Origin of the sequence: Pseudomonas sp. W3I7, from assembly GCF_030816095.1 — a bacterium.
GTDB lineage: Bacteria > Pseudomonadota > Gammaproteobacteria > Pseudomonadales > Pseudomonadaceae > Aquipseudomonas > Aquipseudomonas salomonii.
Genome location: NZ_JAUSXP010000001.1, coordinates 3,804,444 through 3,815,567, shown reverse-complemented (window position 1 = coordinate 3,815,567; position 11,124 = coordinate 3,804,444). Strand labels below are relative to the sequence as shown.

Below are 11,124 nucleotides of genomic sequence, written 5' to 3'. Positions count from 1 at the left end.
TTTAGCTGAAAAAAACGGTGTTGCTGGGGGTTCTTTCTCTGTGCCGTCCATGGCCACATTTCAAGGGGCGATCAAAGCTTCTGCGTGAGGGCGCCCAGCATCTGGTTGGCCGTGGAAATCACTTTTGAGTTCGTTGACCGCCAGGTCCAGGGGTTGCCCGGTGGTCTGCAAGCTGCCAGCACTGAAGTTTTGCTGGGTGCCGACGATGTGCATCACCGCCGTTGCGGTGAAGGACTTACCCACCGAGCCGGACTGCAGCACGCTGTCTGCGCTCATCGGCACATTGAGCTCGACGTTCGCCAGGCCATAGCCCTTGGCGAGCACGACGCGGCCGTTTCGATAAATCCCCAAGGCCAGCCCCGGCAAGCCCTGCCGGGTCATTTCGGCGGCGACATAGCGGTCAACGGCCATGCTTTGTTCGCGGCTGAGGGCTGCTGCATCCACCGCCGCAGCCAATGAAGAGGACATCATCAGGATGCTCGCCGTTAGGGTTCGAAACATACAAACCTCAAGCCTTTATCGCCGTCTCTGGACGCTCAGTGTACCCAATGGGTATGGAGCTTCATGGGAGATTTCATGGAGCCGGCGTGGATGAAACAGGCGGATTGACGATCAATACACAAAAGTCCAATATGGAATTATAAGTACAGAAAATGTTCTGCCGGCCACCTTCGTTCTTCACTTCTTGCCAAACCAACAACAACTTGCGAGACAACGATCATGAAGAAACGCACGCTTATCACCGCATTGCCCCTGACACTGGCCCTGAGCCTGATTGCGTCCAGCCACGTGCTGGCGGCCGACAACCCCCTGCGCATCGGCATCGAGGCGGCGTACCCGCCGTTCGCGTCCAAGACGCAAGAGGGTAAGATCACGGGGTTCGACTACGATATCGGTAACGCCTTGTGCGCGCAGATGAAGGTCAAGTGCGTGTGGGTGGAAGGTGAGTTCGACGGCCTGATTCCTTCGCTTAAAGTGAAGAAAATCGACATGGCCCTGTCGTCCATGACCATCAACGAAGACCGCAAGAAGTCGGTGGATTTCACCCACAAGTATTACTTCACCTCTTCGCGCCTGGTGATGAAGGACGGCGCGGTGGTGGATGACCAGTACGCCAGCCTCAAGGGCAAAACCATTGGCGTGCAGCGTGCCACCACCACCGACCGCTATGCCACCGAGGTGTTCGAGCCCAAGGGCATCAACGTCAAGCGCTACAGCAATAACGAAGAGATCTACATGGATTTGGCGTCGGGGCGCCTGGATGCGATTTTTGCCGACACCATCCCGTTGCGTGACTTCCTGTCGATGCCGCGCGGCAAGGGCTACGCCTTCGTCGGCCCGGAACTCAAAGACCCTAAATACGTGGGCGAGGGCGCCGGGATCGCGGTGCGCAAGGGCAATACCGAGCTGGTCAGCGCGTTGAATACGGCCATCGACGGCATCCGCGCAAATGGCGAGTATCAGAAGATTTCACAGCAGTATTTCAAGTCCGATATCTACGGCGACTGAGCGTGAAACAGCAACAGTAGAGCCATACTCGGTCAACTGTGGGAGCTGGCTTGCCTGCGATAGCATCACCTCGGTGCGATAGATGGACCGAGTTGTCTGCATCGCAGGCAAGCCAGCTCCCACACAAACCAGCTTCCACAGTTGATCAGCGGTGTTCCAAGACGGCTCGCTCAGCCCTTCAATTCCTTGAGGTGCTTGTACACCGTCGCCCGCCCCATCCCCAGCACATTCGCCACATAGTTCGACGCGCTCTTGCCCTTGAACGCGCCCTCGGCATGCAACGCCAGCACCAGTTCACGCTTATGGTCGCGGGTCAGCAGGTTCAGGCTCAGCTGACGCTCACGCATCCAGGCATGCAAAAAGGTATTAATGCGCTCCTGCCAGTCATCACGAAACAGTGAATCCGGCTGCGGGATCAGCTTGCTCGGTGACAGGAACAGGTCCAGCGCCGCCTTGGCGTTTTCGAACAGCGAGATATTCAGGTTGATGCACAGCACCGCCAGCCGACGACCTGTGTGGTCATGCAACACCGTGCTCAGGCTGCGGATTTTCTGGCCGTCCCAGTTGAGCTTTTCGTACGGGCCGATATTCACTTCGCGGATATCATCGCTGAGCATGTCCTCCAGCGACGAGTCGTCACCAATGGCCCGTTTCGACAGGTTGTTGGCGATGTAATCGACCTTTTGCGTGCGCAAGTCATGCAGCACCACTTCGGCGTGGGGAAAGAACAGCGTGGCGATCGCATCGGCGATCGCCCGGAAGTTCTGCACAACGTTTTCTTGTTCAGCAATGCTCATCAATGCGGCTCCAGGCGGACGGGCGAGAGCATACCAGCGTCCAGGCCAAACCGTGTCAGTGGCTCCGGCAAAGGCGCGCCACGCACCAGCGCCGCGCTGGCCTGGCCCATGGCCGGTGAGGTCTGGATGCCATAACCGCCTTGCGCCGCCACCCAGAACAGCCCCGGCACCTGCGGGTCAAAGCCCGCGAGCAAATCACCATCAGGCACAAAACTGCGCAGCCCGGCCCAGGTGCGGGTCGGGCGGCGGATGGTCAACGTGGTGGCTTCTTCGATCTGGTAGATGCCCATGGCAATGTCCAGCTCTTCGGGCTGTACATCCTGGGGTTCAACCGGGTCGGCGTTGGCGGGCGAGCCGAGGAACATGCCTGCATCGGGCTTCATGTAGAAGGCTTCGTCGAGCGCCACCAGCATCGGCCACGCATGCGTGTCGACGCCCTCTGGCCCGGCGAAGATAAACGCCGAACGCCGCTTGGGCTGCAGGCCGATGGACGCCGCGCCGGCGAGCCCGCCGATATGATCGGCCCAGGCGCCGGCGGCGTTGATAATGATCGGCGCGGTGTAGGTCGCGTCCTGGGTGCGCACCTGCCACAGGCCGTCGGCGTCACGGCTCAGGCCCAGCACATGGCTGTCGGTACGCACTTCGCCGTGATGGCGGCGGATACCGCGCAAATAGCCCTGGTGCAGGGCATCGGTGTCGATGTCGCTGGCCGTCGGGTCGAAGATGGCGCCGTGGACTTTTTCACGACGCAAAATCGGCAGCCGTGCACAGGCCTCATCGACACTCAGCCGTTCCACCTGCGCCACAGTGGCCTTGGCGCTTTGGTATTGGCGCTCCAGTTCCGCCGGGTCGCCACTGAAGTCCACGGTGATCTCCCCGCGTGGCGTCAGCAAAGGGTGTTCACAGAAGCCTGCCGGCGGGTTATCAAAAAATGCACGGCTGGCCAGGGTCAACGCGCGCACCTGCGGCGTGCCATAGGCCGCGGTGTAGAGCGCCGCCGAGCGCCCGGTGGAGTGATAGGCCGGGTGGTTTTCGCGCTCCAGCACCAACACTTTGCCATGCTGCGACAACCAGAACCCAGTGGATGCACCGGCAATGCCGCCGCCGATGATGATGAAGTCTGCATGGCTCATAAACATCTCCTTAAACAATGATTAGCGCTGGGTTAGGTACAGGGCATTGGCCAGTGCGACATCTTCCAGGCCCAGGCCGATCGAGCGGAAAAACACGTGGCGGTCATACTCCGGGCGCTGTGCCATGTCACAGAGCAACTCCGGCAGGTCTCCGACCATGGCGCGCTTGTCCCAACCGTGTTGCTCGGCGGCGATCAGCATTTCCCCGGCCGCGCCCGGCGTGGTCTGGCGATAGTCGCAGAACACGTGCATACCGTGCAGGCTGGCGGGTGGCACTTCATGGGCGCGTGGCGCATTGGTGCTGATGGAGGTGATCAGCGCGGGTTTGCGCAAACGCGCCGGGTCGAGCACCGGGCCGGCCGATGAGGTACACAGCAGGATCACATCGGCATCTTCCACGGCGCTGTCACAGCTGTCGGCCAGGGTCAGGCGTGGGTCCAGGCCTTTGAGGAGGGTGAGGGTGTCGGCGTTGGCACGGCCCAGGCTCGGTGAATACAGGCGGATGTGCTGCCAGTCGCGCAGATTACGCACGTAGTGCAGGTGCGCCTGGGCCACCTTGCCACTGCCGATAATCGCCAGGCGCCGCGCGGCAGCAGGCGCCAGCACGTCCACCGCCAATGCGGTGGTGGCAGCGGTGCGCGCGGTGGTCAGCTCGGCCGCATCGCACAGCAACAGCGGCTGGCCGGTGTGCATCGACATCAACAGGGTCCAGGCCGTCACCAGCGGGCCTTGCTCGCGCACGATATAGGGCGACGTCTTGACCCCATACACGCCCTCGTCGGCCAGCACGCCCAGGTAGTTGATAAAGTCGCCGGCCCCGTGCGGGAACTCCACCAGCTGCTGCGCCGGCTGCACGGCCAGCCCGGCTGCCAGGACGCGGAACAGCTTGTGCAGGATGTGGGGCACATCGACCTGGGCAAGCAATTCACGGGCCTGGGCCTGATTTATGACAAGAGGCGTGCTGGACATGGCAATCTCCGCAGATAAACTAATTTGTCCATTATGGACTTTTAGTTCTGTATAGCAATATCCAAGCACAGATTTAGGATGCACCGGCAAGCGCAGATGTCCAACTGACAGAACCGAGCAAATGTGGGAGCGGGCTTGCTCGCGAATGCGGTGGTTCAGTCAGCATCTATGTGTCTGACCCACCGCATTCGCGAGCAAGCCCGCTCCCACAGTTTGACCGTGTTGATTCAGGCTGGAGCTTTTGTGGGCTTAAGGCACTCGATCGAGCGATCCACCGTGGTCTTGGCCATCTCCAGCAAATGCCACACCGCCAGAATCTTCGCGCGCTGGGGGCTGGCCAGCAAATCACCGCAATTGAGCGCGGTCGCTGAAGCACTGTCGAGCAAGCTGGCGGTGTAGAGCAGGGCGTCTTCGAAGCTCAGGTCTTCGATTTGAACACCGTTGGAGGGCAGGTAATGGTCGATGGCGCGGTTGAAGGCGGCGCGGTCTTTGGTGGCGTTGCGGGGTGGGTCGGGGACGACTTTTTTCATTTAGCTACCTTTTGGATTCAGGGAGCCGAACCGTTCGCGACTAAACGTAGGGTGGCGGCTGTACGCAGGTTAGTCGACCGGACCAAAAGGTAAAAACCGGCGCACCCGAGGGCGCCCTGCGCACAGCCACCATAAAACCTCATGGAGGGCCATGCACCTTTTGGAATACCGAGCGACTAAACCCGATCACTGATAAGCAGTGACGGATCGCAGACTAGCCATCGATTCCAACAGGCACAAGGCGGCAAGGATTGTCTAGGAAACGTCCTGCAATTTAAAGAGACGCGCCCTGCTGGCCCTTTAAAAACCATGAGCAAATGCCACTAGTCTCGCCATTTTTGTAGGTGTCTATTCCTGGCGATGTAGGCAACTTCCCAAATATCACTCAGCCATCCCGACCTTGTGTCCGAGCCCTGTTCGCTTGCTTATATTCCGACGCCATCTTCATTGCATTCAGGGATACGAAGCATGGCGCAGGGCTATATCAACGACCGCCTCACGGACTACCTCAGTTTAAAAACCCAGTTGATGGGTCATGCCCCGGGCCGGCAGCGTGCCGATCATTTCGATGTGCTCAATCGGCACCTGCGTCATGGGCTGGTGAAGCCGGGGCAGTTGGTGATTATTCCCGATCCCTACAGCGTGACCTGCTCGCTGGAAGAGGCCTGGCTTGTGCGCCATGCCGAGGCAATCAGCCGGGAGCTGGACGCGCGCGTTGCAACCCAAGTGGTCAATAATTATGACTTGCTGCAAAGTCTTCTGGGGTACGGCTCGTTGGGAGTGGGCAGCGCAACATCGGCGTGGGCGCGGCATCTGGACGAAGTGGCGCAGACGCTGGAAGAGATTGAGCGGCTGCACCAGCGCCTGAAAACCGCAGGCTTGGAGCGTGAGGCTTTTTTGCGCCAGCGCCAGGCGTTGTTTGGGCTGCTGGACACCCAGTTGCAAGGCGCGGCGCGATTTGGCACGGGGTTGCGCGGTAATCAGGCGCTGAAAAAGATATTGGGGATTTCAACCAAAAGCTATCTGCATAAGGGTGAGATTGCCGGGTATGCGCAGCGGATGCGGAGCATTGCGCAGACCTCGAAGTGGTTGGGGAAGGGCACCTATATGGGCTTGGCACTGGACGTGGGCGTGGCAGGGTTGGAGATTAAGGAGGCATGTGTGGACGGGCGCGAGGCGCAGTGTCGGCGGGCGAAGTATGTGGAGACGGGGAAGTTGGTGGGTGGCGTAGGGGGCGCCTATGGCGGGGGGAGGGCGGGCGCGAAAATAGCCCGTCTCGGCTGCAAAGTTTTTTTGGGCGTCGTGGCTAAAGGAAACGGTGACCTGGCTTGCGCAGTGATCGGCGGTGCTGCGGGTGGGTATGCAGTGGGCAATGTAGTTGGCGATTTCGGTGCGTTTCTGGGCGGACAAATCGAAGAGATTGACGGTGATTTGATCTTTCAACCAGAGGGCGCATAAGCATGGATTTTCAATTCATCCTTGCAATGATTCTATTTATATCGACGTTCGTTTTTTCGGGACTTACTTTATACGCCGAGTGTACAAAGCTCGAAGCCTTGGAAAGCTACTTCAGCGAAAACGAGGTGGTCTGCGCCAACAAACGGTTTTGGGGCAGAAACAAGCACATCGACAGGTTTCATCGCATGCTCGTGATCAGTGACCTGTTGGGCATGCCTAAATTTCACATCAAAAGAGGCGAGGTGACCGAGGCAGAAGTGGCGGCCGTCCCCCTGTCTCTCAAGCGTTGGGCGGTGTGGCCGTATCATTTTGGGATGGTATGGTTTGCTGGCTGTATCCTCTGGTCCATCTTGTATGGCTGGTAGCCTGCGGTTATCAGATCGTTCCCACGCGGGTGGGAACGATCTAACTGACAGAGCCGACCAAATGTGGGAGCGGGCTTGCTCGCGAAGGCGGTGGGTCAGTCAGCATCTATGTGTCTGGCCCTCCGCATTCGCGAGCAAGCCCGCTCCCACAGTTTTTATTGTGTTCAGGCAGGCGGGGTTGCGGATTTAAGGCATTCAATCAGATCGTTCCCATGCGGGTGAACGATCTGTCAGCGCATGTGCAGGATAATCGGGCTGCTGCTCGCCGGGTCCGTATGCCCGCGCAGCTTATTCACCGCCGCAGCGTCCACCGCGCCGCCATTGTTGCCCCATGTACCGCGCACGTAGCTCAACACCTGGGCGATTTCCTGGTCGGACAGTTGCTCGCGGAACGCTGGCATGCGGTACGCATCCGGCACACCGGCGGTCACGATGCGTTGCGAGCCATTGAGGGTGATGTTGATCGCCGAGGCGCTTTCCTTGGCCAGGGCTGAGGTGGCACCGGCCAAAGGCGGCATCCACTCCGGCTGGCCTTTGCCGTCCAGGCCGTGGCAGGAGGCGCAGCGGGTCGCGTAGGTGTGGGCGCCTGGGGCGCTGGCGTCGGCGGCAACCGCTTGGTATTGCCACGGCGAACCGTCACGCTGCGGGTCGCCCGGCAGCGACTTGAGGTAACGCGCAATGGCGGCCAGGTCGTCGTCCTGCATGAACTGCGTGGAGTTGTTGAATGCCTCGGTCATCGAGCCATACACCACCGCGTGTTTATTACGGCCGGTCTTGAGGAACTGCACAATCTCCGGCTCGCTCCAACGGCCCAGGCCAGTGTTGTGGTCCTGGCGCAGGCTCGGTGCATACCAGCCGTCGAGCAGGGCACCGGCGAGGAACGGCGCGCCAGACTCGTCCAATGCCTTCTCGTTAAACGCCAGCCCACGCGGCGTGTGGCAACTGCCGCAGTGGCCAGGGCCTTGGACAATATAGGCGCCACGGTTCCACAACGCGTCCTGCTCGGGTTTGGCGGCATAGGTTTTAGTCGGCGCGAATACGCCGTTCCACAGTGCGATAGGCCAGCGCATATTCAGCGGCCACGGAATGCTGCTGGGGATGTTCGGCTCGCTGGCCGGTTGCACGCCTTGCATGAAAAACGCATACAGCGCACGCACATCGTCGTCGCTGAGTTTTACGTAGGACGGGTAGGGCATGGCCGGGTAGAGCCGTCGCCCACCCGGCGCCACGCCGTGGCGCACGGCGCGGTCGAAGTCAGCCAGGCTGTAGGTGCCGATGCCCACGTTCTTGTCTGGCGTGATGTTGGTGGCATGAATGGCGCCCAGCGGCGTGGCCATTTCCAGGCCGCCGGCAAAGGGGGCTTTCCCAGGCAGGCTGTGGCAGGCCACGCAATCACTGACGCGGGCGACGTATTCGCCACGGCTGACCAGTGTCGGGTCGGCGGTGGCATTGGCCTGTTCAAACGGCGAAGCCGGTTGACGGGTGACGTACCAGGCCAGCAGGCCGGCGGCGACTGCGCCGGCCAGCACCAGCCAGCCAGCGGTTCTAGCCAATCGTTGGTTGTTCATAGGCGTTCCTTGTCGGTCAGGCGAAGGTGTAGCGGCTCAAGGGCAGGCTGCGGATGCGCTGGCCGGTCAAGTGCGCCACCGCATTGGCCACGGCAGGCGCCACTGCGGGCAGCGGCGGCTCGCCGATACCGCCCATCTTTTCGCCGCTCTCGACGATCTTTACGTGCACCTTGGCCATCCGCGAGGGTGGCAGGATCGGGTAAAGGTCGTAGTTGCGCGCCCGTGGTTTACCGTCCACGTACACCGCTTCTTCCACCAACGTTTGTGACAAGCCCAACGCTACGGCGCCATTGACCTGGGCCTCGATGATCGCCGGGTTGACGATGCTGCCAGGGTCAATCGCTTCCCAGATGTGATGCACCTTGACCTGGCCATTTTCGATCGACACTTCGGCAACCACCGCCGCGTGCGAGCCAAAGGGCGAGGCCATGGCCACGCCACGGGCGCGGCGGCTGCCGTCTTCGGCGGTATACGGGCCACGCTTCCAGCCACCGGACAATTCGCCCACCGCTTGCAGCAAGGTGGTCAGGCGTTTGTTGTCGCGCAGCAGGTGCAGGCGCAACTCGTACGGGTCATGGCCACCTTTGTCGGCCAGCTCATCGAGGAAGGCTTCGTAGAAAAAGTCATTCAGCGAGTTGCCCACCGAACGCCAGTAGCCAAGCATGGTCGGGCCTTTGACGTAGATCTGGGCGATGCGTTTGTTGGGAATCGCGTAGGACTTGCCCGACAACCCTTCAAGGGCTGTCGGGTCGATTTTGTCGCCCTGTTTGCCGGCGATGGCCTCGGATGGGCCTTCGGTGGCGCTCACGGCTTCGATGGCCACCGGCAAGCCTTTGTCATCCAGCGCCGCGCGGAACTTGACCACCGCGACCGGGCGCAATACATCGCGCAGGAACTCTTCTTCACGGCTCCAGATCAGCTTGACCGGGCGGCCAACGGCCTTGGCCAGCGCGACGGCCTGCGGGTACGGGTTGGCCGAGTCGTACAGGAAATGCCGACCGAAAAAGCCGCCCAGCAACGGCGAATGCAAGGTGATCTTCGACACGTCCAGCCCGGTGCGCTTGGCGATGTCGGCGCGGAACATGTCGGGTGCCTGGTTGGGCAGCCAGACTTCCAGCGTGCCGTCCGGGTTATAGCGCGCCAGGGCCGATGGTGGCTCCAGTTGGGCATGGTTGACGTACTGGTTGTGGTAGGTGGCTTCGACCTTGGTCTTGGCGTTTGCCAGTGTGGCGTTGACGTCGCCTTCGTTTTCTTCGTCGCGGGCCGGGCCTTGCTGGGCGGCGAGGAAGTCACGGTATTTGTCGCTGGAAAAGTCTGCCGGCATGGCGCGCACAGTAGAGTCGGCGGCGGCTTCCAGCCATTCGACCTGAATAGCTTCTACTGCACGCTTGGCGTGCCACCAGCGCTCGGCCACCACGGCTACGGCGCCAGGCAATTGATGCACCGAGTGCACGCCTTTCATGGCTTCGACTTGGGACTGATTGCGCAGGCTGCCCACGGTCATGCCCAGGCGCGGCGCATGTTGCACGGCGGCGTGGAGCATGCCGTCGACCTTGAGGTCGATGCTGTATTGCGCCTTGCCGGTGGATTTGTCGTAGGCATCCAGGCGTTTGACCGGCTTGCCGATCCAGCGGAACTGGCTTGGGTCGCGCAGGGTGATAGTGGACGGGTCAGGCACCGGCATGTCGAGGGCGCGGCTGGCCAGTTCGCCGTAGCCCAGCGAACGGCCCGAGGCGGCGTGTACCACGCGGCCGGGGGTGGTGGTCAGTTGCGCGACCGGCACGCCCAGTTGCTCGGCGCCGGCCTGCAACAGCATGGCGCGGGCGAGGGCGCCCAGGCGGCGCATGGTCGGGTAACTCATGCGCACCGACATGCTGCCGCCGGTGATGCGCATGCCGTTTTCCATCACCACATAGGCATCGCCCGGTGGCGCGGCTTCGACGACAAAGGTGGCAGGGTCGGCGTCCAATTCTTCACCGACAATTTGCGCCATGGCGGTGTGGGTGCCTTGGCCGCCTTCCATAAAGGGGCTGAGCAGGCGCACCGTGCCGTCCGGGCGAATCTCGAGAAACGCCGGCACCTGCGTGCCGCGTTCCGTAGGGTTGGCGGTGGCCGCGAAGGCGCGGCCGCCACCCAGCGGCAGGCCGAAACCAATCACCAGTGCGCCCACGGCGGTGCTGGCCAGAAAACGTCGGCGCGACAGGTTGACCGGGTCGCCCAGGGCCACATCAAGCAGTTCGTTGCGCGTATTCATCAGGCGCGCTCCTTCTGCTTGGCCAAGTCATACATGGCGGTGTGGATGGCGTTATAGGTGCCGCAGCGGCACAGGTTGACCATCGCGGCATCAATTTGCGCGACCGTCGGCGCGGCGGTGTGCTTGAGCAGCGCCGTGGCCGCCATCACTTGCCCGGACTGGCAATAACCGCATTGCGCCACCTGATGTTCGACCCAGGCGGCGACCACCTGCTTGCCCACCGCATCGTCCTCAATGGCCTCGATGGTCGTGACCTCGCGGCCGACCACACCCGCCACCGGGGTAACGCAGGAGCGCACCACATTGCCGTCCACCAGTACCGAACACGCACCGCACTGGGCCAGGCCACAGCCGTACTTGGTGCCGGTCATGCCGAGGTCGTCGCGGATCACCCACAGCAGCGGCGTGTCGGCGTCGGCATCGACCTGGTAGGTCTTTTGGTTGATACGTAATTCCATGGCGGGTTTACCTGCTGATCATCGGTTGGTGGTGCTGAGCTCTTTTGAGCTCTTATAAGAAGAGTGGGACGTGTGGCCCATCG

At 61.4% G+C, this 11,124-nt stretch carries 10 protein-coding genes and 1 pseudogene; 3 read left to right on the top strand and 8 right to left on the bottom strand.

Annotated elements, in window-relative coordinates; genetic code table 11:
• Positions 1–132: 132 nt before the first annotated feature.
• Positions 133–411 (bottom strand): annotated as a pseudogene (locus QF043_RS30810) (serine hydrolase); the annotation flags it as partial.
• A 309-nt stretch (positions 412–720) separates the two neighbouring features.
• Between QF043_RS30810 and QF043_RS17535 the strand changes: the two are divergent.
• Positions 721–1,509, top strand: coding sequence for an ABC transporter substrate-binding protein (locus tag QF043_RS17535; RefSeq protein WP_307419534.1), 789 nt, complete (start codon positions 721–723; stop codon positions 1,507–1,509).
• Positions 1,510–1,679: 170 nt separating this feature from the next.
• Here the strand turns inward: QF043_RS17535 and QF043_RS17530 are convergent, their stop codons facing one another.
• The 4 genes from QF043_RS17530 to QF043_RS17515 form a co-directional block, all read right to left on the bottom strand.
• On the bottom strand, positions 1,680–2,306 hold the full coding sequence (locus QF043_RS17530; RefSeq protein WP_305459252.1) for a transcriptional regulator: 627 nt from the start codon (positions 2,304–2,306) through the stop codon (positions 1,680–1,682).
• Positions 2,306–3,439 (bottom strand): FAD-binding oxidoreductase, encoded by a 1,134-nt coding sequence (locus QF043_RS17525; protein WP_307419533.1) that lies wholly within the window; start codon positions 3,437–3,439, stop codon positions 2,306–2,308. Before QF043_RS17525 ends, QF043_RS17530 begins: the two co-directional genes overlap by 1 nt.
• Before the next feature lie 21 nt (positions 3,440–3,460).
• Positions 3,461–4,408 carry an ornithine cyclodeaminase family protein gene (locus tag QF043_RS17520; RefSeq protein WP_307419532.1) on the bottom strand — a complete coding sequence of 316 codons (948 nt, stop codon included), beginning with the start codon at positions 4,406–4,408 and terminating at the stop codon, positions 3,461–3,463.
• 227 nt (positions 4,409–4,635) lie between these two features.
• Positions 4,636–4,938, bottom strand: a complete 303-nt coding sequence (locus tag QF043_RS17515) for a DUF6124 family protein (RefSeq protein WP_307419531.1) — start codon at positions 4,936–4,938, stop codon at positions 4,636–4,638.
• Positions 4,939–5,406: 468 nt separating this feature from the next.
• Here QF043_RS17515 and QF043_RS17510 point away from each other — a divergent pair, with 468 nt between their 5' ends.
• Complete coding sequence (locus QF043_RS17510) at positions 5,407–6,396, top strand: hypothetical protein (RefSeq protein ID WP_307419530.1); 990 nt, start codon at positions 5,407–5,409, stop codon at positions 6,394–6,396.
• A gap of 2 nt (positions 6,397–6,398) precedes the next feature.
• On the top strand, positions 6,399–6,761 hold the full coding sequence (locus QF043_RS17505) for a hypothetical protein (RefSeq protein ID WP_307419529.1): 363 nt from the start codon (positions 6,399–6,401) through the stop codon (positions 6,759–6,761).
• 230 nt (positions 6,762–6,991) lie between these two features.
• On the opposite strand, the gene QF043_RS17500 is transcribed toward QF043_RS17505, so the two are convergent.
• From QF043_RS17500 to QF043_RS17490, 3 genes are read right to left on the bottom strand one after another with little or no spacing between them, the layout of a single operon-like run.
• Positions 6,992–8,329 (bottom strand): cytochrome c, encoded by a 1,338-nt coding sequence (locus QF043_RS17500; RefSeq protein WP_307419528.1) that lies wholly within the window; start codon positions 8,327–8,329, stop codon positions 6,992–6,994.
• 16 nt (positions 8,330–8,345) lie between these two features.
• Positions 8,346–10,583 (bottom strand): molybdopterin cofactor-binding domain-containing protein, encoded by a 2,238-nt coding sequence (locus QF043_RS17495; protein ID WP_056857939.1) that lies wholly within the window; start codon positions 10,581–10,583, stop codon positions 8,346–8,348.
• The gene (locus QF043_RS17490) at positions 10,583–11,041 is read right to left on the bottom strand and encodes a (2Fe-2S)-binding protein (RefSeq protein WP_305459262.1); all 459 of its coding nucleotides are present in this window, start codon (positions 11,039–11,041) and stop codon (positions 10,583–10,585) included. Before QF043_RS17490 ends, QF043_RS17495 begins: the two co-directional genes overlap by 1 nt.
• Positions 11,042–11,124 lie beyond the last annotated feature (83 nt).